Source organism: Pseudocolwellia sp. G5-9 (assembly GCF_055808995.1).
The window spans coordinates 3,687,646-3,708,505 of sequence record NZ_CM147893.1 but is presented as its reverse complement, the minus strand read 5'-3'; the positions used below and the strand labels follow the sequence as shown (position 1 = coordinate 3,708,505).

Here is a 20,860-nt window from a genome sequence, read left to right as displayed (position 1 = left end):
CTATATTACTATTTTTCTACTGTCGCCATTTTCAGTCCTGCAAAAATAAGCATAGCGCCAGCCGAGCGATTAATGATTTTGATAATAATGGGCTTAATAAACTTACCTATCGATTTAAAGCCTAAATAGCCATAAAGCGAATAGCACGCTAAATCTAACATCAACGTTATCAAACACAAAATAACAAGTTGAGGAATAATAGGATTAGTAATATCAATAAATTGCGGCAATAAAGCAGAAAAATACAAAAGCGCTTTAGGGTTAGAAATTTCTAAAATAAAACCTCTCAAAAATATTTTGTACGCTTTACTCTCGAGTTTTTTAGAAGAATTTATACTTAATGGGCCAGATTCACTAAAAATAGCACCAAAGCCTAAATATAAAAGATACGCCACACCTATCCATTTAATGACAGAAAACAAAGTATGCGATGCAATAATAAGCGTAATAATACCCGTTGCCGACAACACAAAAAATACAATATTAGCGGTTGCAATACCCAATATAACTAATGCTGATTTTTTAAAACCATTCGATGCTGCTTCAGCTGTAACAGCAATAGCTGCAGGGCCAGGTGATAGTACAACTACAAGCGTAGTCATAAAGAAAAGCAGCAAGGTTTCGAGTGAGATCATCGGTTATCCTTCATTAATTTTAAATGTATACAGACGAATAAATGAATTTACAGATTTTATTGAATTAACACTAGAAAATTAGAAAAAAGATAGTTAAATGAAGAAAAACTTCAAAAAATTTTATACCTTTACTACGCATAACTATAAAGGTACAAAACTTTATTTACATGACTTTACATTCGGGTAATAAAATTTATCGCTATAAATATTGAATGTTCCCCATCAATGGTTACCTATCTTCAGGCTTAATATCTTTAACAAGATCAGAAAAGCCTGATATTTCAGCTTCGCTTAATGTGGTATTCACTCGTTTGGTTGAAGCGCCTTGATACTGAAGGCTTACCCCTTTTCTGCGATCTTGGGTAGGTCGAATAGGCCTAGCAGAAAACCCGCCACCACAATTAGGACAAACATTTTTTAAAAGGTTATCAACACAAGTTCTACAGAAAGTACATTCATAGGTGCAGATACATGCTTCAGTCGATGCAGGTGGAAGATCTTTATCGCAGTTTTCACAATTTGGTCGTAGTTCTAGCATAAGATACTGCCCTATTATCACTTAACTGTTTACATTAATTAATGTTAATTCGTATCAAATTAATAACTGCCAACACCTCTAGCCATACTCGTTGCTAAAAAAGGCATAACCACTAAAAGTGTTAATTCAACACGAAGAATAACAACAATATACTTGGGTATTTCAATATATTCAGCCGTTGTTTTTCTATTACGTAAAAAATAATACGTAGGAAATACTGACAATATTCCGATAACCACAAATAAGGTAACTTTTAAATGAAACACCCAGTTAGCGGTATAAAACTCTTGCGGCTTACCTACAACAAACCATAAAAGTAACCCACCAGTAAGTGTCATTACGGCACCTAAACCGTATATTCCATCAACAGTAACAAGCTTTTTAAAGGTTTTTAAATCCATTTGTTTCGATATTAATAAATGCTCTGCCACTAACGCAGACACCAGTGTAAAAATACCTAAAAAGTGTAAGGTTCTAACAAGTATATCTTCCATAATAATCCAATTAATTTAGTTTTATACGATAAGACTTAATCTTCGGCTAACGCTTCAAATGCTTTCTTTTTTTCTTCCATAAAGTCTTGCATTGCTTGTGGTTGTTGCATCATCACCATCACTCTTTGCATCGCTTCCATATGATCAGGGTCTTGTTTTTGAAACATTTCCATACCGTGTGCTTTGCTTAGCTCAACAATATCTTCAAAGGTATTACCTTGAAACTGTTTATCGCAAGCGCCGCCTAACTGTTTACATGTCATGGTTTTCATTTTAAATCCTATTACTTCAATTACGGTTACAAAAACATTTAAAAGATATGCTATTAAAAAACGAGTAATACCTCAATGGTATTAATCGCTTTGGCTTATTTATTCAGGAAACTTAGAAAATTGCTTCGCATGAATCGCTTTATCGTACCATTGGGCTTTTTCGTCACAAAAAATATTATCTTGCGCTTCAATATTCGGCGTACCATCTAAACAACCAGCAGGCACAACAAGCGCTTTTCCTGAACCAGAAAGATACGGAACACCACTGCCACATTCAGTACAAAAAGCGCTTGATATAGATCGATTGGGTACGTCGTAACGCTTTATTAGGTTTTCACCTTTTAGCCATTTTATTTTGTTTGGAGCAATAAACAAATTAGACGCATGCGCAGAACCAGTTACTTTTTGACATTGAACACAATGGCATAAATGAAATTGCGTAAAACTATTTTCACATTCAAATACAATGCTTTCACACAAGCAACTTCCAGTAACTATAGACATATACTCTCCATAACAAAGATAAAATAGAATAGTTTACAGAAGCTATTCGCTTTTGAATACTTTACAAATAAGTTTAGATACAAAGTAAGAAACACTAAAACCAATAACCACATATAAAATAACTAATGGCATTTCAAATCCTGTTGTATAAAGGCTACCATCACTTAAAATACATTGGCCTTTTTCAAATTTAAATACGCCGCCCTGCTCAATACAAGGAGTAATTAGCAATACATCGTTAACTTTCCAAATAACTAATAAGCTAAAAAATACACCTATAAACTTTGCTATCGCACTTTTATTCATAACAACCTAAACACTACCTATCATTTAAGTTTGTGTTATATCACAATTTAAGTATCAATAAGATATTGGCGTATTTTTTAATTCGTCTTTACTTAGCTTTCATCTGAAACTTTTTTTAACCACTTAGCAACATCATTACCTAAAGTATTTACGCATCGAGCAAGCACAGAGCAAGAGCTTTTAAAACCTCCTGCAAAACCTCCACTTGAATTACGCATACCACGATACGAATCTACAAGCTTGCCATCTTGATAAAGTTTAGCCTCAATAGACACCGACTTTCTATGTCCGATAAAGGCATTTCCGCTACTTGATGCATTAACAATTTCTAATTGTAGTGTTTGCTCTTTATTAGATTCATCAAGCTCAGGTTCAAGTTTTACAGACCAACCATTTTTTTCTAAATATTTTTTAGTTGAAGTTGAAAACTGCGCTCCTAATTGTGTGCATTCATTAATAATATTAGATTGAATAACTTTCTCATCATAATATTGAGCAACTTCACTCACATTAATCGCTTTATCGTTTGCTACGGCATAAAAATTACACGCCAATAATACGCTACCTACTACTATATTCTTAGTCTTCATACTATCCCTTCTACATTGTTTAAATTAAAAATTAACGTCCTTTGTAATATCTATACCCGTTACCAATCAAGATGCGTATTTCAGAGTGCTTGAGCGATATCAATTCAAGGCAATGTTTTGTAATAATGGTTGTTCCCTTATAAAATGCATTAACGACGAAGTGATTTTGCTCAAGCGCTTCTTCGATGGGTCTAAAAACAATTTATGCTTCGTTATTAACTTTAGTCAGGTTCCTACACGGATGTAGGACATTAGGGTAACGCAGGAGCAGTTACCGAGAATAACCATAACGTAAACTTAATGCCTTGCCTAAATTGTTTTTAGTTCCCACTGAAACCTGCATCTTGAATGGTTACGGGTATATAATATTAAAGACTTGATTCGTACTTATGTTTTTCCAAACATCTTACAGGAAAATACTGAGAAAAAGCAGCGAGTGCTACCCTATATTTGTCTTGGTAGAGAAGTTGTTGATGATCCGAAGTATAACCCCAATGAGTTGATCATTGTTTATGCCTATAGCCAGTTATAGTCTAACGATACACATGATATCTCAGGCTAAATTTGTGGAGCTCCCTCAGTATTTAAGCTACATCATTATTCTTCAACGTTCTAACGCGTATATAAATAACCAGAGCAAACAGCAGTTCAACTAAACCACCAGTAATGCCACCAACATAAACAGAAGACTTTAGAAAAACTAAAAGCATAGCGGCTATCACTAGGCATATACTGAACACCCAAAAAACACGTGAACCATATAGGGTATTAAACGTTAAATACCTGCCTGCAATCACCATCAACATAGCAGGAAAAAACAACTCCAGTTTATAGAACGCCGCAGCTACGGCTACGGGAATTGAAAGCAACATCCAGAATGTTCCTTCAATCGCAAGTGTAGCTAAAGGATTATCTTTATGATGCTTACCACTTCTCCCCAAAAGTTTACATAAAAGCACAGAGAGCGGAAATATCAACATTCCGCCAAATATCAAGGTTAAAATCCCAGTCATGGGTTTAAAAACAAGCGCAGCTATACCTGCAATCAACCACACAGAGCCAGAAGAAACAACACCAGGAACACCATCAAAATAAGCATTTCTCATATCTTTTTGCGCATCAATAATTGAAATCATTTTTAACTCCTAAACTATTTACCTTTAACAACTAACTCAACTGCACTCGCTGCATGAATCTCAGTTGTATCGTACAAAGGTACATCAGTGTCTTTTTGCTGAATCAATAAAGCAATTTCGGTGCACCCTAAAATGACCGCTTGAGCACCTTGTTCAAACAAGTTATTTACAATCGCTATATATTGCTCTTTCGAGTCAGGCTTTATTTCACCTTTGCAAAGCTCGTTATATATCACGTTATGAACTATGGTGCGTTCATCATCATTTGGCACAACGACCTTTATGCCAAACTTATTTATTAAACGGCTTTTATAAAAATCTTGCTCCATAGTAAAGCGAGTACCAAGTAAACCTACTTTAGTAACACCGTCAGACACTAATTTGGCTGCCGTGGCATCGGCGATATGAAGAATAGGAATTGAAATATTGGCTTGAATTTCATCCGCTACTTTATGCATGGTGTTAGTACAAATTAATAAAAAATCTGCGCCACCGGCTTCAACCGACTGCGCAGCTTTAGTTAAAATAAGCGCAGTTTCTTTCCACTTACCAGCATGTTGTAGTTTTTCAATTTCAGCAAAATTGACACTGTATAAACATATTTTTGCTGAAGATAAGCCACCAAGAGCAGACTTAACGCCTTGGTTAATGGCTTTGTAATAGCTGGCTGTTGATTCCCAACTCATTCCGCCTAACATGCCGATTGTTTTCATAATAATTTTCGCTTAAGAAAAGAATTCTTTAAAACTACTTTCTACCTAAAATACGTAATATACGTAAAAACAAATTAATAATATCCATATATAATGCAGCTGCGCTGTCTATCGCATTATCATAAGTTTTAGGTATAGCATTTGCTCTAGCCCAATCGTAGCCAATATAACCACAAAATATTATTGCTACCGCCCAATCTAAAATTCCATGATGTGTATTAAAAATAAAAACCATAATAAGTTCTACAACTATCACACTAATCAAAGCTACGGTAAGTCCGCCGATTATTTTATTGAAAAACGCCGGATACATAGAACCTAGAAGCATCATTACAAAGGTAACTAAACCTGTCACTCGTATCGCTTCTTGTACAATATCAGGATTGTATTGACTCACCACTAAGTTAATAATTAAACCAAAAGGCACAACAACAAAGTTATAACCAACAAAACTAACAACAGGACTATTTGATTTTTTAAAAAGATATATACCAAAAAAACAAGAAGCGAAGTAACCAATAAAAAATATGATCGGATTTACACTACTAATAGACTCAGGTGAAATACTTTGCACCATTAGCCAGTTAACAAAAAAGCCCCATATTAAGGTTAAGCCGATAACAAAGTTATAAGTAGAGGCGCTTATAATTTCATCATCTGTTTCTGTTCGTTTAAATACATCTACTTCCATTCTAAAATTCCTTTAAATTAATTTTTCGTTTATAACTTCCAGCTTATTTTATTTCTTAATTCTTCAACTAACTTAACTTTGGCACCTGCTACAGCAAAATAAACAAACGTTTGCTTTTCAATAGCTACACATTTTATTGCCGCACGATTTTTATTAAAGTTGCCGTAAACATAGTCACCGTTTTTAATAACAGAAGTGAAGCCTAAAGAGGTAAGAATACCAACGCCTTTATTAGCACATTGGGCAGGCGTTTCATTTAAAACTTTATGGCTAGACCATAACTGCGGAGTATATTCTTTTTGAACAGGAACATATTGAATGCTTGTTTTGGTAATAACGTCTGGTTCAGTAATCTTATCAGAGTTACTCGAACAACCAGATAGAAGCATGATAGTGATAATGGTAATTTTTTTGATATGACTCTCCATGTCGTTAAGCTTAAATTATATCTATATAATTATTAGGTTATAAGTCTTTTACTTACTCTACAATATTTTAAACATCCAATTTTTTCATTACTATATAAAACACACTATTAAAATGTAGAATATTAACAAACTAAAAGTATAATGTAGTAAAAGTCAATTGTTATGTATCTGTTTAAAAATCATATCTGGCTTTTCGTTAGCCCATTCTCTTGTTAATTTACGACATAAAGAATCTAAATCTTGATAAATAGATTCTTCATTGATTCCAAGTTCGGACAAAACGTCCAGCATACAATTTTTAGAATTAGACTCATCACAAACATTAATTCTCACAACATCATCTTTCATAATTTCATTGATTGAGGATACGTTAGTTCCATGGACTGTGAAGCATCCTTTTTGGGATGCTATCCTACGAGAATGATAATTTGCTTTAATTGCAATAGGGAGTTCGGGAGTACGCATATCAGGTTTATTCTTCAAGTTGGGAGGTAAGTAACAGTCTAAATTTATATCATTGCTATCTGAAGTAACTGTACGGTTATTCATAATTGCAGGACAATACAATCTACGTTGATTTATACTCAAATCATTTAAGGAAAAAGGATTTATAGCCCAAACTGTGCTCGATTTATTATTTATATCAGAAGACAAACTAAAATATAAAGCAACTAGAGCTGATTCAGTCCAATCTAACAATCTCGTGGGCAAACCATGGTGTTGCATCAAAGAAAAAATCTCCCATGCATTTAAAACACTATTATTCGTATAACTTTTATAAGCCTCTAAAAAACCATGCTCTAAATTCCCTTCATGCAATGATAAACCTCTCCAGATAATACCTGGCACCAATAAATGTTGAGAACTAGGAACACCTCTAAACCATAAGTTTTCTGCCACTCTAATTCTTTCAATACAACTTATGTACTCAGAAATACTAGAAATTGAATATTCTTTCAAATGCTACTCCTTGCCTATAACCCTTACCATTTATTGGTTTGCAAAACACACTATTCCTACAAACCACTCAAAACCAATATTAAATATATTTCATTTAAATATCAGCAAGTATAAATACATCACTCAACCACGCTGATATCCCCAACGCGGCATAATTTTTTGATCAATACCAATATGATCAAGCATTCTACCTACCATAAAATCGATTAAGTCGTTTATTGATTCAGGGTTGTGATAAAAGCCCGGTGACGCAGGCATTATAGTTACGCCCATTTGCGACAGGGTTAACATGTTTTGTAGGTGAATGGTTGAATATGGGGTTTCGCGCGGAACTAAAATAAGCTGTCCGCGTTCTTTAATTACCACATCGGCTGCACGTTCTATTAAGTTATCGCTCATGCCTTGGCTAATGGCGGCAAGTGTTCCGGTTGAACACGGGCAAACCACCATAAGTTTAGGTGCTGCTGATCCTGAAGCTACGGGCGAGAACCATTGCTCTTTACCAAATACGATAATTTGCTCGGGCTTACCTTTAAATTTGTCGATAAAAAATTGGCTAGCGGCATCGGGAGATGATGGGACTTTCAGCCCTACTTCGGTATCAAATACCACTTTAGCGGCACTCGAACATAATAGGTAAATTTGATAATTGGCTGCCACTAAACATTCAATAAGACGCAGCGCGTAAGCTGAGCCTGATGCACCTGTTATGGCTAAGGTGATTTTTTTATCAAAGGTTGTGTTGTTTATTTTATCTTTTTCGGTGGCTGAACTCATTGTATAAACCTTTTACTGTTTGTCTGCTAACGAACTAAGAAGTTTGTTATGTATGTCGCCAAAACCGCCGTTACTCATAACCACTATGGTGTCGTTGGCTTGTGCTTGCTCGGTAATGTTCTCAACTAAGCCCGCTAAGTCAGCACTTACAACACAAGGGGCTTTACAGTCTTTTATTAAGTCTTCAACCGACCAGTCAACGCCATCACCTTGGTAAATAAAAACAAAATCGGCATTATCGAGCGAAGCCGCTAAGGTGTCTTTATGTACGCCTGATTTCATGGTGTTTGAGCGAGGTTCCAGTACCGCAATAATACGCTGTTCGCCTACATGATCACGAACACCTGTCAGTGTTTTAGTAATTGCCGTTGGATGATGAGCAAAATCGTCAAACACTTTAATGCCATTTACTGTGCCGCGAAGCTCTAAACGTCGTTTGGTATTAACAAATTCAGCAAGTGCTTCAATACCTACGTCACTTGGTACGCCAGCATGTCGTGCTGCAGCAATCGCCATTAAGCCGTTTTCAATATTAAAGTCGCCAATTAAATCCCACTTAACGGTGCCCTGCACTTCGCCTTTAAAGCTAACGATAAACTCGCTTCCATCTGCTTTAAGTTTTTCGGCATACCAGCCTTGGTTGCTATTTTTATCGCCGCTATTGCTAAGAGTACTTTGTTGCGTAGGTGTCCAGCAGCCTTTTTCAATGGTTTCAGTAATCGCTTGCTCACCTTGCGGATAAAGCACTAAGCCGTTACTTGGCACCATTCTAATAAGGTGATGAAATTGTTTTTGAATATCACTTAAATCATCAAAAATATCAGCGTGATCAAACTCTAAATTGTTGATCACTAAAGTACGTGGTCGGTAATGTACAAACTTAGATCGTTTATCAAAAAAGGCAGTGTCGTATTCATCGGCTTCAATTACAAAAAATGGTGACTCGCCTAGTCGAGCTGAACTTTCAAAGTTTTGTGGTACGCCGCCAATTAAATAACCCGGCGCCATTTTGGCGTATTCTAAAATCCACGTTAGCATGCTGCTGGTGGTGGTTTTACCGTGCGTACCTGAAACCGCCAGCACCCAGCGATCTTTCAACACGTTTTCGAGTAACCATTGCGGGCCCGATGTATAAGCAATATTACGGTCTAATACATATTCAACCATAGGATTACCGCGTGACATCGCATTGCCTACTATCACTAGATCAGGCTCGTCTTTTAAATGCTCTATTTGGTAACCTTGTTTTAGCTCAATACCAAGCTCTTCGAGCTGAGTGCTCATTGGTGGATACACGTTAGCATCGCAACCTGAAACTCGATGCCCTAACTGTTTTGCAATGGCGGCAATTCCGCCCATAAATGTGCCACAAATACCTAAAATATGAATATGCATATGCCTACCAAAAACTCAAAAATAACAACCTTGTAATATCATAGCAATATACCTTAGTCACCATAGGTAACACTAGCCGAACATGCATTTTATTCTATATCTGTGATTGAATCACAAGTGAGTTACGCGTAAATTAGGCTTACATTGACGTTATGAAAATAAATAAGGAAATAGCGTGACCAATATAGCATTACAATCAATTTCAGTTTATCCGATTAAATCATCGTCAAATATTCAACTTTCAAATAGCTGGGTAGAAGAATTAGGCTTAGCTTTTGACCGACGTTTTTTAGTTGCTACTGAAAAAGGTGAAATGCTTACCGCGAGAACCGAACCACGCTTATGTTTAATTCAAGCCAATTTAACCGCAAACGGAATTAACATTACGGCGCCGGGTATGCCTGTTTTGTTGGTTGAATATTCAAAGCTATCAACCGAATACCAAAAAACAGCGATATGGAGCACAGCCTTAAACGGTCAAAAAAGTGCCGAACATTATAACCAGTGGTTTAGCCGATATTTAAACAAGCCTTGCCAGTTATTATTTTTTGGCGACGAGTCGGAACGCTTTGTTAAAAATAAAAATAGCCAAGTAGGTTTTGCTGACGGTTATCCTATTTTACTTATTTCTCAGCAATCTCTTACTCATTTAAACCAAAAACTAGGCACAAATCATATTGCGTCTATGGCACAATTTAGACCTAACTTGGTTGTAGATGGTTGCAACGGTTTTGATGAAGATACATGGAAACATATCCGAATAGGTGAAGTAGAGTTTGAAGTAACTAAGCCTTGTTCTCGTTGTATTTTCACAACAATAAATCCCGAAACAGCTGAGAAGAATAGCCAACAAGAACCCTTAAAAACATTGAAGTCGTTCCGACAAGTTGAAAATGGCGATGTTATGTTTGGTCAAAACTTGGTACCGCTGAACCAAGGGCAAATTAAAATAGGCGACAAAGTTGAAATAATTGAAACCAAACAACCTCCTATTTTTGTAGTAAAAGAGACTAAACAAATGAAAGATAAAGCTAGCCAAGATCCTACGCCAGTAAAAGTAAATAAAAAACCGAAGCTTAACTTTAGCTCTTGGAACAAAGAAGTTGTAGGTAACAACAAAGGCACTATTTTAGAACAAGCTGAAGATGCGGGTTTAATTTTACCTTACTCATGCCGAGGTGGAATGTGCGGACGCTGTAAAATAAAACTTGATAGCGGCAACGTTGAAGAATTATCAACAGATGGTTTGTCTGAAAAAGATAAAGAACAAGGTTATGTTTTAGCTTGTAGCGCTATTCCAAAATCAGATGTAGTGCTGAGTAAACCACTTAGGCCGAAAAGGTAAACCATGAAACTCAACTGCGATTTAGGTGAAAAAGTGCATGATAACGATGCGTTAATTATGCCTTATATCGACATGGCGAATATCGCTTGTGGCTTTCATGCTTCAGATCCTTTAACAATATTGAACACTATAAAGTTAGCACTTACACACAAGGTAACTATTGGTGCGCATCCTAGTTATAACGACAAAGACAACTTTGGTCGCATCACAGTAAGTTATTCCGCCGAAGAACTTATTGCTCTTATTCAGTACCAAATAGGTGCAATGCACGCGATATGTGTCAGCAACAATGCTCAGCTTAGTTATGTAAAACCTCATGGCGCTTTGTATAACGACATGATGAAAAGCGCTGTAATATTCGAACAAGTGTGCCAAGCTATTTCAGGCCTTGATGCTTCTCTTCCTTTATTAATACAAGCATTACCTGATACGGATAAAAACTTTATCGCCCTAAAAAAAATAGCATCTACGTACCATGTTTCTTTATTATTTGAAGCCTTTGCTGACAGAGAATATACCGACGATGGTTTACTCGTATCTCGCAGTGAAGAAAACGCGGTAATACATGACACAGATAAAATTATCGCTCGATGTGAAAAGCTAATCAAAGATAATCAATTCATCAGTATTAACGGAAAAACATTACCCTTAACCGTCGATTCTCTTTGTGTACATGGCGATAACCCCGCAGCAATTAAAGTAGTAAAAAAGCTTCATCAATTACTACAAACTCAATAGAGCCACTCACAATACATGTCTAAACATATTAAAAGTACAAAAGATTTACCCTTAGTTACACTTTCATATATGAGTGAAAATGCGGTATTACTTGAGTGGCCTGAAAAAGTTTGTGCGGTGCAACATCAGCATATAATGCATTGCCAGCAACAAATTGGTTTAGTACTTAAAAGCACAGTTATAGATTCAATTGCCAGCTATGCCAGCCTGATTATTTATTATAAATTTGATCAAATAACTCACGACTCGTTAAACACTCTTTTGCTCAATGTGGTGCAAACAAACAATTTACTGAATAAAAACTTAACACTTCCTAAACAAACGTCAGAAACCGAAATAGAAATACCCGTTTATTACGGTGAAGAAGCGGGTTGGGATATTCAAAACGTTGCACAACAAACGCAATTAACTCGTGCTGAAGTTATTCAATACCATACACAAACAACGTATCGAGCTTATGCGTTAGGTTTTACTCCCGGTTTTTGTTATTTAGGTGAGCTTGTATCTAGATTACAGTTACCTCGAAAATCATCTCCGAGATTGTCGGTTCCTAAAGGTGCCGTTGCTATTGCCGAGCAACAAACAGCGGTTTACCCAAATAGCAGTCCCGGTGGTTGGCATATTATTGGGCAAACACCTCTCGATATGTATAACGTTAAAAATGGCGAGTTTGAAAGTACTATTCGTGTTGGTCAGTCAGTAAAATTTGTATCTATTACTCAAGCTGAATTTTTATCTTTAGGCGGTGAGCTTATAAAGGAACCAGCTTAATGAATAAGCGCGTAAAACATAACGCTAATAACTATTTAACAGTGATCAAAAAAAATGGATTGTGTAGTATTCAAGATCTGGGTCGATTATCAAGTCAGCACCTAGGATTTAGTGCTGGTGGCGCAGCAGACGAATACGCATTTTTATTTGCTAACTATCTGTTAGGCAACAACCAAAACAATGCCCAGCTAGAAATCACCTTAGGGCAAATAACGTTTAAAGCTGCACAAGATTGCACCATAGCGATTACAGGAGCTGATTGCTGCGTTTTTATAAACGACAACCCTATTGAAAATTGGCAAGCTCACCAAGTTAGTGCTAACGATGTAATACGTTTTGGCCAGCCTAAAGTAGGCTTACACACATACCTAGCAATTACTGGCGGTATTCAAAGTCAACAATGGCTAAATAGCCAATCGCAAACATCAACCGAAAGTCGTTTAGGTTTTGGTGCAACAGCAATTGTTGACGGGAGTAAAATCGAGTTAGCGAACACCTGTTTTGCGAGTAAAAACCATAATCAACATACCACTAACATAAACTATAAACGCCAGCTAACACCAAGCCATTTTTACAATAATATTCAAGAAACATTAATATTACGTTTTATTCCACAGTCTTTATTTTTAAGGCTTAGCAGTAAAGAGCAAGCTCTACTTTGTGAACACCCTTTTACCATTTCACCAGAGAGTAATCGCATGGGATATCGCTTGTCGACGTTACCTGAAAAGGTTATTACAGCGGTCACTAATTTACCTAAGCCTACACTTTCAAAACCCGTTACTTTTGGTGCAATTCAACTCCCTAGTAATAATCAACCGATTATTTTAATGAAAGAAAGACAAACCATAGGCGGCTACCCTGTTTTAGGGTGTGTTATTCAAACTGATTTATTTAAACTCAGTCAGTTGCGCTCCGGCAATAAAGTACAGTTTATGCCAACCACACTTAGCTTTGCACAACAGCAACTAAGCGCTTTGTATCAAAAATTTAATTAACCATACCCGTTACCAATCAAGAGGCTATTTCAGAGCATCGTAAATGATACGGGTATAAACCATTAATTTCAGTTCGCACTGTAAGCGTGCAAAATTTCAAGAACAGTGCAACACATCACGTAAACCTAGCGCACATAAAAAATAAACAACTGATAATTAACAACAAAAATAGTTTACATCAGTGGCACTAGGCTTGCTCTTATCATACCAATAGTTTTTATTTTCAAATTTAAATGGAATGGTGAATACGAAATGAGCGGTCAAGCTGGCATTAACTTATTATCTTTTACAGGAAAAATGAAGGTTCTCCACTTAAGTTGGATGGCCTTTTTCATCACCTTTATGGTGTGGTTTAACTTCGCGCCTTTATTATCAGTTATTGGCGATAGCTTAGGTTTAACAAGCAGTGAACTTAAAACACTCATGCTACTTAACGTAGCGCTTACTATTCCTGCTCGTATTATTATAGGTATGCTTACCGATAAATACGGACCCCGTTTAGTTTACGCCTTATTATTAGGTGTATGTAGTATTCCGTGTTTTATGTTTGCTTTTGCAAATAGCTTTGAGCAAGCCGCTATTTCTCGCTTTTTATTAGGCTTTATTGGTGCTGGTTTTGTTATTGGTATTCGTATGGTATCTGAGTGGTTTCCGGCAAACGAATTAGGTACTGCTGAAGGTATTTATGGTGGCTGGGGTAACTTTGGTTCTGCCGCTGCAGCAATGAGTTTACCGACTATTGCCTTATTATTTGGTGGTGAAGATGGCTGGAGATACTCAATAGCAATAACGGGTATTTTAAGCTTAGTATTTAGTTTTATTTGGTATGCAAACGTTAGCGATACACCTAAAGGTTCAACCTATTTTAAACCTAAACAAACCGGTGCAATGGAAGTAACGAGCGTACCTGATTTTTATTTATTACTGTTAATGAAATTACCTATGTACGGCGCATTAGCTTTACTTGCATGGAAACTTTCACCATCAGGCGTTCAACTATTAACAGAAAACACAACGTTAGCAGCTTACCTAGCACTTGTTATTTTATTCGCAATAGAAGTAAAACAAACCTACAAAGTAAATGGGCACTTATTTCAAAAAGAAGTACCTGAAGCGCATCGTTACAAATTTAAACAAGTTGCGGTATTAAACGTACTTTATTTTGCTACCTTTGGTTCTGAGTTAGCGGTTATTTCAATGTTACCTTTATTTTTTGCGGAAACCTTTGAACTTGATATGGTTTACGCGGCTATGCTGGCTTCAATGTATGCTTTTATGAACTTAATGTCTCGTCCTGGTGGTGGTTGGTTAAGTGATAAGTTTGGCCGTAAAAAAACCTTACTTATTTTAACAGCAGGTTTAGCTATTGGTTACTTTACCGTGTCGCTTATCGATAATTCGTGGCCTTTAGCAATTGCAGTGCTTACTGTTATGGCATGTTCATTCTTCGTTCAAGCGGGTGAAGGTGCAGTATTTGCTGCAGTACCGTTAATTAAGCGCCGCTTAACAGGCCAAATAGCTGGTATGACTGGGGCTTACGGAAACGTAGGTGCAGTGGTTTATTTAACCGTATTATCAATGGTAAGCTATGAAGTATTCTTTTTAGTTATTGCGGCTACGGCAGTTGTTGGTTTTATCGCATTATTATTTATGCAAGAACCTAGAGGTACAATTACCGAAGTACGTGAAGACGGTAGCATTGAGCTAATTAATGTCTCTTAATTCTTCAGAAAAAAATGAGCCTAATACCACAGGCTCAACCCGTAACAGCCAAAAGGCATTAAATAAATTAAATGTGTCTTTTGGTGGTTACAGCATTGCAGGAAAAAAACCAGAAAACCAAGATGCTTTTGCCGCACTCGTTCCAAAAGCCAGCGAAGTAATATCGAAAGGTGTTGTTGCTACTATTGCAGACGGTGTTTCTAGCGCCAGTCGTGCTGCTGATGCAGCCCAAGTATCTGTTACTCAATTTATTAATGATTATTACGCTACACCTGACACTTGGTCTACCCAAAAGTCAGCCTCTAAAGTACTCACTAGTTTAAATCAGTGGCTATCTTCTCAAACTGATTCTGACAGTGGCGAAGCATTACAATGGCTGACCACCTTTACCTCTTTAATTGTTAAGTCGTCAACGGGATATGTATTTCATGTAGGCGACACACGTCTAAGTGTTTATCGTCAAAACGATATAGAAATAATTACTCGAGATCATAACCGTAGAAGTGGTAATGGTAGTAATCATTTAGTATTAACACGTGCTTTAGGCGCAGATTTTCGTTTGAAAGTAGACGTACATCAAATAGATGTAAAAGCAGGCGATATTTATATATTAACCTGCGATGGCGTACACGATTTTTTATCAAACGCGGCTATCCAATCAAAATTAAATGATTTACCCCAAAATCCTACCAGTGACGATTTAGAAACGGTTAGCAAAAGCATTGTAAATTTTGCTTTAGAGGTAGGCAGTAACGACAATATTAGTTGTTTGCTGATGTATATTGGCGGCACACCGAATCGCGAACTCGCTGAAATAGAAAGAGATTTATTAAGTAAAACGATTCCTCCTGCCCTTGATGTAGGAATGAAGATAGACAACTACAAAGTATGTAAAGTTATTCACGCCAGCATACGATCTCATTTATACCTTGTTCAGCATGAATCAGACCCAACACTTCGTGTGTTAAAAGTCCCTTCTGAAAACTTTGCTGACGATATGTTTTATCTACAAGGTTTTATGCGCGAAGCTTGGATTGGTGAACGTGTAAACCATCGTAATGTTATGCGTGTACAAAGCGCTGATACTAACAGCAAGTTTTTATACCATGTGTGCGAATATATTGAAGGCCAAACATTATCTGAATGGATACACGACAATCCAAATCCTAGCATTGCACAAGTGCGCGATATTCTAGAGCAGGTGATCAACGCCCTACGTACCTTTCAGCGTTTAGACTTAGTGCACCGTGATTTAAAACCAGACAACATCATGATTGATACGTACGGAAAAGTAACACTTATTGACTACGGTACCGTACTTGTGGCCTCGTTAGAAGAAAACAGCAATAACGTAGCTGAGTCTGTTCCACAAGGTTCTTTAAATTATATTGCCCCTGAAACCTTACTCACACTACATGCAGATCATAAAAGTGATTTGTTTTCATTAGGTGTTATCGCTTACGAAATGCTATGCGGAAATTTACCTTATAAACCTATGGTGAGAGCTGAAGTTACCTTTAGTGATTATGCGCATTTTCAATATAAAAAAATTAGTCATTATAGAAAAGACTTACCTTTGTGGTTAGATTTAGCGCTTAAAAAAGCTACGCAAGCAGATCCTGCTCTTAGATATCAATCATTTTCAGAATTTTACGCTGATATGAGTAAGCCAAACATCAACGCGTTACAAGAGTACAAAAAGCAACCCATCATGCAGCGTAATCCTATTCAGTTTTGGCAAGGCATGTCAGCTATATTGTTTGTGGTTTTAATGATTTCACTATCACTCTAAACATATACCTGCTTGTTCACAGGTTACAAAAAGCGCTCCCAAAATTTAAACTCCACGATTAGGTAATAGCATTTAAACATGCACAGGTCTTGTGCGCATTTCTCTTCACACTAGTGCACTTTCATAATATAAACACTATGAAAATAACATAATGCACTGATATATATAATTTAAAATTCATGGCACTGTGTTTGCAATATCCTTACTAAGTCGAGGTGAATTACAACGTCCTGTATTTCCCACCTCAGTTCCGCATCGATGCGGCATTAAATAGTTAAGTAGGATTGTGAGTATGAGCGCAAAACAAAAAATTGTTGTAGTAGGTAACGGTATGGTTGGTCATCACTTTGTTGATGAAATGGCCAAGTATGAAGGTTACGAAATTACCGTATTATCTGCTGAAGATAGACTCGCCTATGACCGTGTTCATTTATCTGAATACTTTTCAGGTAAAACGGCTGATGATTTAGCCCTAACAACACCCGAGCATTACAACGAATTAGGGGTAAAGTTTTTTACTAACGCTAAAGTGACGAATATCAATAAAGCTGAGAAAATAGTTAGTACAGAAACCGGTGATAAATACCCTTACGACAAACTCGTTTTAGCAACAGGTTCTTACCCTTTTGTTCCTCCTATTCCAGGTAAAGAAAGAGATCACTGTTTAGTTTATCGCACAATTGACGATCTTGATGCGATTCAAGCATCTGCAAGCTCAGGCAAAGTAGGAGTGGTTGTAGGTGGTGGTTTATTAGGTCTCGAAGCAGCTAACGCATTAAAAGAGCTTGGTTTACAAACACATGTTGTTGAATTTGCACCGCAGTTAATGGGTGTTCAGCTTGACAAAGACGGCGGCGAATTACTTCGTAATATGATTGAAGGCATTGGTGTTCAAGTTCATACACAAAAAGCCACGCAAGAAATTATAGACGGAGAAGACTGCGTACATCGCATGGTGTTTGCTGACGGAACCCATTTAGAAACCGACCTTATTTTATTTTCTGCTGGTATTCGCCCTTACGATAACTTAGCTCGCGACTTTGACCTACAAATAGGTGAGCGTGGTGGTATTGTTGTTAATAACGAGTGTCAAACCTCAGATGAAAACATTTATGCGATTGGTGAATGCGCCCTTTGGAATAACTTTATATACGGTCTTGTAGCACCGGGTTACACCATGGCTAAAGTAGCAGCTGATAACATTATTGGTGGCGAGCAACAATTTACGGGTGCTGATATGAGTACCAAGTTAAAACTCATGGGAATGGACGTGGGTTCTATCGGTGATGCACACGCACGTACTGCTGGTGCGCAATCATATACCTACTTTAACGAACCAGATGATGTATACAAGAAGATAGTAGTCAGTGCTGATGGAAAAACACTTTTAGGTGCTGTACTTGTTGGCGACACAAGCGAATACGATTCACTATTACAATATGCATTAAATGCGATTGAATTACCTGAAAAGCCAGACAGCTTAATATTACCAAGTGCTGGTGAAAAACCAACATTAGGCGTTGATGCTTTACCTGAAAGCGCTACTATTTGTTCGTGTTTAAACGTTACAAAAGGCGACATTATTGGCGCGATTGACGCTGGAGCATGTGATGTAGCCGCTGTAAAATCTTGTACAAAAGCAACTACAGGATGTGGTGGTTGTGCTGCATTAGTTAAAACGGTAACCGACCACGAATTAGCCAAACGCGGTGTTGAAGTAAGTACTGATATTTGTGAGCATTTTGCTTACAGCCGTATTGAACTGTTTCACATTGTTAAAGCTGAAAAAATTAGAAACTTTGATACCTTAATTGAAAAACATGGTTGCGGTATGGGCTGTGAAATTTGTAAACCTGCTGTAGGTTCAATTTTATCGTCAGTATGGAACGACTACATATTAAAAGAAGATCATTTACCACTACAAGACACCAACGATACTTACCTAGGTAACATGCAAAAAGATGGTACCTATTCAATCGTACCTCGTATGCCAGGCGGTGAAGTAACCCCTGAACGTCTTATCGTGATTGGTGAAGTTGCTAAAGAATACAACTTATACACCAAAGTAACAGGCGGACAACGTATCGATTTATTTGGCGCCCGTGTAGATCAACTGCCTGATATTTGGGAAAAGTTAATTGCTGCCGGTATGGAAACAGGTCACGCCTACGGTAAATCTTTACGTACCGTTAAATCATGTGTTGGTAGTACTTGGTGTCGTTACGGTGTTCAAGACAGTATGGCTATGGCGATATTTTTAGAAAATCGTTACAAAGGCCTACGCTCACCTCATAAAATTAAATTTGCAGTGTCTGGTTGTACTCGTGAATGTGCAGAAGCGCAAAGTAAAGATATAGGTGTAATTGCAACAGAAAACGGTTGGAACTTATACGTTAGTGGTAATGGTGGTATGAAACCTCGCCACGGTGATTTATTTGCAACTGACCTTGATGACGAAACCTTAGTTAAATATATCGACCGTTACTTAATGTTTTATGTACGTACGGCAGATCGTTTAACACGTACATCAGTATGGCTAGACAACCTTGAAGGCGGTTTAGAGTATATGCAAAAGGTGGTTATTAACGATCACTTAGGCGTAAACGCTGAGCTTGAAAGCCAAATGGAAGCTGTAGTTGAAACTTACCAATGTGAATGGAAAACAACCATTGAAGATCCAAAACAGTTAAAACGTTTCCGCCAATTTGTAAACTCTAAAGCAACAGATGAGAACATTGAATTTGTTACCGAACGTGATCAAATTCGACCGGCACGCGGCGAAGAAAAACGCTACAAAGGTGTGCAAATTCACACCGTAGATATTTCAGAACCAGAAGCAGAAACCGTTTAAGGAGCACAAATATGACAATTGAAAAAAAATGGCAAACCATTTGCCACAAAGATGATTTAGTTAAAAACTCTGGTGTTTGTGCATTACTAGAAAACGAAGAGCAAATTGCGATATTTCAAGTTAAAGACCAAGTATTTTCGGTGGGTAACTGGGATCCCATTGGCGAAGCAAATGTTTTATATCGTGGATTAATTGGCGATAAAAAAGGAGATATTTATGTTGCTTCACCTTTATACAAACAACGCTTTGTTTTAAATAGCGGCAAATGCTTAGACGACGAAAACGTAGCCATTAAAACCTACGATACTCGTTTACAAAATGATGAAGTACAAGTATTAGTATAATGCTCGACTTAGCGCAGTAACTAATTTATTAAGTTACTGCGCATTTTTCTTTCAAACGTTACTTTAAACAATAACAATTCAAATTACTTACCCTAAATCATCCTTAGCGCCAGCATAACTTATCTTTATTATTACTCATTTGAAGCAAATAAAAGGTGTATTGTCAGACTGACATGATTAGAATAAGCGCCGATAGTAATAAACTTCTTTTTTACCTAATACAAAGGACAAACTGCTTGTTATTAATGATCGACAATTACGACTCTTTTACATTCAATTTAGTGCATTATTTTCAGTCACTAGGACAAGAAGTAAAAGTATGTAGAAACGATCAAATAACCATTAAAGAAATAAAAACGTTAGCCCCACATTACATTGTTATTTCACCTGGTCCTTGTGATCCAAATTCTGCAGGAATTTCATTAGCAGTTATAGAACATTTCGCCGGAAAAATACCATTATTAGGTGTTTGCTTAGGTCACCAGTGTATAGCCCAGCACTATGGTGCGAGTGTTGAAAAAGCATCAAAAGTAATGCACGGTAAAACCAGTAGTATTAGCCATAACAACAGTGGAATATTTGAAACATTAAATAATCCGCTCACGGTTACTCGATACCACTCTTTAATTGTTAATAAAAATACCTTACCAGCAGAATTAAGTATTACCGCATGGAGCCATGATAATAATAGCGATGAAATAATGGCCCTTTCTCACACGAGTCTTCCTATAGAAAGTGTACAATTTCATCCTGAATCGGTTTTAACAGAGCAGGGGCACCAATTACTTAACAACTTTATTACCTTATATAAAAATTACGCATGTAGTTATGAGTAATAACCTGTAATGTAAATAATATTA

Annotated in this window: 23 protein-coding genes; 9 read left to right on the top strand and 14 right to left on the bottom strand. The window is 36.9% G+C overall.

Going from position 1 to position 20,860, the window contains the following annotated elements:
• Positions 1-8: 8 nt before the first annotated feature.
• The 14 genes from AC0L5Q_RS16060 to mpl form a co-directional block, all read right to left on the bottom strand.
• The gene (locus tag AC0L5Q_RS16060) at positions 9-635 is read right to left on the bottom strand and encodes a LysE family translocator (protein ID WP_473611221.1); all 627 of its coding nucleotides are present in this window, start codon (positions 633-635) and stop codon (positions 9-11) included.
• 229 nt (positions 636-864) lie between these two features.
• The gene (locus tag AC0L5Q_RS16055; RefSeq protein ID WP_473611218.1) at positions 865-1,173 is read right to left on the bottom strand and encodes a DUF1272 domain-containing protein; all 309 of its coding nucleotides are present in this window, start codon (positions 1,171-1,173) and stop codon (positions 865-867) included.
• A 59-nt stretch (positions 1,174-1,232) separates the two neighbouring features.
• A complete protein-coding gene (locus tag AC0L5Q_RS16050) occupies positions 1,233-1,667 on the bottom strand; it encodes a DUF2214 family protein (protein WP_473611215.1) in 435 nt (144 codons plus the stop codon).
• 35 nt (positions 1,668-1,702) lie between these two features.
• Positions 1,703-1,939, bottom strand: coding sequence for a hypothetical protein (locus AC0L5Q_RS16045; protein WP_473611211.1), 237 nt, complete (start codon positions 1,937-1,939; stop codon positions 1,703-1,705).
• A gap of 99 nt (positions 1,940-2,038) precedes the next feature.
• Positions 2,039-2,443, bottom strand: coding sequence for a GFA family protein (locus AC0L5Q_RS16040; RefSeq protein WP_473611208.1), 405 nt, complete (start codon positions 2,441-2,443; stop codon positions 2,039-2,041).
• Positions 2,444-2,485: 42 nt separating this feature from the next.
• Positions 2,486-2,749, bottom strand: coding sequence for a hypothetical protein (locus tag AC0L5Q_RS16035; RefSeq protein ID WP_473611204.1), 264 nt, complete (start codon positions 2,747-2,749; stop codon positions 2,486-2,488).
• A 92-nt stretch (positions 2,750-2,841) separates the two neighbouring features.
• Positions 2,842-3,339 (bottom strand): hypothetical protein, encoded by a 498-nt coding sequence (locus AC0L5Q_RS16030; RefSeq protein WP_473611201.1) that lies wholly within the window; start codon positions 3,337-3,339, stop codon positions 2,842-2,844.
• A gap of 584 nt (positions 3,340-3,923) precedes the next feature.
• A complete protein-coding gene (locus AC0L5Q_RS16025; protein WP_473611197.1) occupies positions 3,924-4,475 on the bottom strand; it encodes a DUF7010 family protein in 552 nt (183 codons plus the stop codon).
• 14 nt (positions 4,476-4,489) lie between these two features.
• Positions 4,490-5,188 carry an aspartate/glutamate racemase family protein gene (locus AC0L5Q_RS16020; protein WP_473611193.1) on the bottom strand — a complete coding sequence of 233 codons (699 nt, stop codon included), beginning with the start codon at positions 5,186-5,188 and terminating at the stop codon, positions 4,490-4,492.
• Between the two features lie 34 nt (positions 5,189-5,222).
• Positions 5,223-5,879: a Bax inhibitor-1 family protein gene (locus AC0L5Q_RS16015; protein ID WP_473611189.1), complete on the bottom strand. Its 657-nt coding sequence runs from the start codon at positions 5,877-5,879 to the stop codon at positions 5,223-5,225.
• Between the two features lie 29 nt (positions 5,880-5,908).
• Complete coding sequence (locus tag AC0L5Q_RS16010) at positions 5,909-6,307, bottom strand: hypothetical protein (protein WP_473611185.1); 399 nt, start codon at positions 6,305-6,307, stop codon at positions 5,909-5,911.
• A gap of 153 nt (positions 6,308-6,460) precedes the next feature.
• Positions 6,461-7,267, bottom strand: a complete 807-nt coding sequence (locus AC0L5Q_RS16005) for an FRG domain-containing protein (protein ID WP_473611181.1) — start codon at positions 7,265-7,267, stop codon at positions 6,461-6,463.
• 123 nt (positions 7,268-7,390) lie between these two features.
• Positions 7,391-8,044, bottom strand: a complete 654-nt coding sequence (locus AC0L5Q_RS16000) for a flavin prenyltransferase UbiX (protein ID WP_473611176.1) — start codon at positions 8,042-8,044, stop codon at positions 7,391-7,393.
• 12 nt (positions 8,045-8,056) lie between these two features.
• Complete coding sequence (gene mpl / locus AC0L5Q_RS15995) at positions 8,057-9,439, bottom strand: UDP-N-acetylmuramate:L-alanyl-gamma-D-glutamyl-meso-diaminopimelate ligase (RefSeq protein ID WP_473611172.1); 1,383 nt, start codon at positions 9,437-9,439, stop codon at positions 8,057-8,059.
• A 175-nt stretch (positions 9,440-9,614) separates the two neighbouring features.
• On the opposite strand from mpl, the gene AC0L5Q_RS15990 reads away from it, so the two are divergent.
• The 9 genes from AC0L5Q_RS15990 (at position 9,615) to AC0L5Q_RS15950 (ending at position 20,836) form a co-directional block, all read left to right on the top strand.
• Positions 9,615-10,784 carry a YcbX family protein gene (locus AC0L5Q_RS15990; RefSeq protein ID WP_473611168.1) on the top strand — a complete coding sequence of 390 codons (1,170 nt, stop codon included), beginning with the start codon at positions 9,615-9,617 and terminating at the stop codon, positions 10,782-10,784.
• Between the two features lie 3 nt (positions 10,785-10,787).
• Positions 10,788-11,522, top strand: a complete 735-nt coding sequence (locus AC0L5Q_RS15985) for a 5-oxoprolinase subunit PxpA (RefSeq protein WP_473611165.1) — start codon at positions 10,788-10,790, stop codon at positions 11,520-11,522.
• A gap of 15 nt (positions 11,523-11,537) precedes the next feature.
• Entirely contained in the window at positions 11,538-12,293 is a 756-nt protein-coding gene (gene pxpB, locus AC0L5Q_RS15980) for a 5-oxoprolinase subunit PxpB (protein WP_473611161.1), read from the top strand.
• Entirely contained in the window at positions 12,293-13,291 is a 999-nt protein-coding gene (locus AC0L5Q_RS15975) for a 5-oxoprolinase subunit C family protein (protein WP_473611157.1), read from the top strand. Before pxpB ends, AC0L5Q_RS15975 begins: the two co-directional genes overlap by 1 nt.
• 252 nt (positions 13,292-13,543) lie before the next feature.
• Complete coding sequence (locus AC0L5Q_RS15970) at positions 13,544-15,013, top strand: NarK family nitrate/nitrite MFS transporter (protein WP_473611153.1); 1,470 nt, start codon at positions 13,544-13,546, stop codon at positions 15,011-15,013.
• Positions 15,003-16,805 carry a bifunctional protein-serine/threonine kinase/phosphatase gene (locus AC0L5Q_RS15965; RefSeq protein ID WP_473611149.1) on the top strand — a complete coding sequence of 601 codons (1,803 nt, stop codon included), beginning with the start codon at positions 15,003-15,005 and terminating at the stop codon, positions 16,803-16,805. Before AC0L5Q_RS15970 ends, AC0L5Q_RS15965 begins: the two co-directional genes overlap by 11 nt.
• Positions 16,806-17,097: 292 nt before the next feature.
• Complete coding sequence (gene nirB, locus AC0L5Q_RS15960) at positions 17,098-19,656, top strand: nitrite reductase large subunit NirB (protein WP_473611145.1); 2,559 nt, start codon at positions 17,098-17,100, stop codon at positions 19,654-19,656.
• Between the two features lie 11 nt (positions 19,657-19,667).
• Positions 19,668-20,000 (top strand): nitrite reductase small subunit NirD, encoded by a 333-nt coding sequence (nirD, locus tag AC0L5Q_RS15955; protein ID WP_473611140.1) that lies wholly within the window; start codon positions 19,668-19,670, stop codon positions 19,998-20,000.
• A 236-nt stretch (positions 20,001-20,236) separates the two neighbouring features.
• The gene (locus tag AC0L5Q_RS15950) at positions 20,237-20,836 is read left to right on the top strand and encodes an anthranilate synthase component II (RefSeq protein ID WP_473611137.1); all 600 of its coding nucleotides are present in this window, start codon (positions 20,237-20,239) and stop codon (positions 20,834-20,836) included.
• Positions 20,837-20,860 lie beyond the last annotated feature (24 nt).

Excerpts from the sequence above, each read along its gene's own strand:
- AC0L5Q_RS16060 (WP_473611221.1), bottom strand. The coding sequence starts at position 635 with ATGATCTCACTCGAAACCTTGCTGCTTTTCTTTATGACTACGCTTGTA.
- AC0L5Q_RS16055 (WP_473611218.1), bottom strand. The coding sequence starts at position 1,173 with ATGCTAGAACTACGACCAAATTGTGAAAACTGCGATAAAGATCTTCCA.
- AC0L5Q_RS16050 (WP_473611215.1), bottom strand. The coding sequence starts at position 1,667 with ATGGAAGATATACTTGTTAGAACCTTACACTTTTTAGGTATTTTTACA.
- AC0L5Q_RS16045 (WP_473611211.1), bottom strand. The coding sequence starts at position 1,939 with ATGAAAACCATGACATGTAAACAGTTAGGCGGCGCTTGCGATAAACAG.
- AC0L5Q_RS16040 (WP_473611208.1), bottom strand. The coding sequence starts at position 2,443 with ATGTCTATAGTTACTGGAAGTTGCTTGTGTGAAAGCATTGTATTTGAA.
- AC0L5Q_RS16035 (WP_473611204.1), bottom strand. The coding sequence starts at position 2,749 with ATGAATAAAAGTGCGATAGCAAAGTTTATAGGTGTATTTTTTAGCTTA.
- AC0L5Q_RS16030 (WP_473611201.1), bottom strand. The coding sequence starts at position 3,339 with ATGAAGACTAAGAATATAGTAGTAGGTAGCGTATTATTGGCGTGTAAT.
- AC0L5Q_RS16025 (WP_473611197.1), bottom strand. The coding sequence starts at position 4,475 with ATGATTTCAATTATTGATGCGCAAAAAGATATGAGAAATGCTTATTTT.
- AC0L5Q_RS16020 (WP_473611193.1), bottom strand. The coding sequence starts at position 5,188 with ATGAAAACAATCGGCATGTTAGGCGGAATGAGTTGGGAATCAACAGCC.
- AC0L5Q_RS16015 (WP_473611189.1), bottom strand. The coding sequence starts at position 5,879 with ATGGAAGTAGATGTATTTAAACGAACAGAAACAGATGATGAAATTATA.
- AC0L5Q_RS16010 (WP_473611185.1), bottom strand. The coding sequence starts at position 6,307 with ATGGAGAGTCATATCAAAAAAATTACCATTATCACTATCATGCTTCTA.
- AC0L5Q_RS16000 (WP_473611176.1), bottom strand. The coding sequence starts at position 8,044 with ATGAGTTCAGCCACCGAAAAAGATAAAATAAACAACACAACCTTTGAT.
- mpl (WP_473611172.1), bottom strand. The coding sequence starts at position 9,439 with ATGCATATTCATATTTTAGGTATTTGTGGCACATTTATGGGCGGAATT.
- AC0L5Q_RS15985 (WP_473611165.1), top strand. The coding sequence starts at position 10,788 with ATGAAACTCAACTGCGATTTAGGTGAAAAAGTGCATGATAACGATGCG.
- pxpB (WP_473611161.1), top strand. The coding sequence starts at position 11,538 with ATGTCTAAACATATTAAAAGTACAAAAGATTTACCCTTAGTTACACTT.
- AC0L5Q_RS15975 (WP_473611157.1), top strand. The coding sequence starts at position 12,293 with ATGAATAAGCGCGTAAAACATAACGCTAATAACTATTTAACAGTGATC.
- AC0L5Q_RS15970 (WP_473611153.1), top strand. The coding sequence starts at position 13,544 with ATGAGCGGTCAAGCTGGCATTAACTTATTATCTTTTACAGGAAAAATG.
- AC0L5Q_RS15965 (WP_473611149.1), top strand. The coding sequence starts at position 15,003 with ATGTCTCTTAATTCTTCAGAAAAAAATGAGCCTAATACCACAGGCTCA.
- nirB (WP_473611145.1), top strand. The coding sequence starts at position 17,098 with ATGAGCGCAAAACAAAAAATTGTTGTAGTAGGTAACGGTATGGTTGGT.
- nirD (WP_473611140.1), top strand. The coding sequence starts at position 19,668 with ATGACAATTGAAAAAAAATGGCAAACCATTTGCCACAAAGATGATTTA.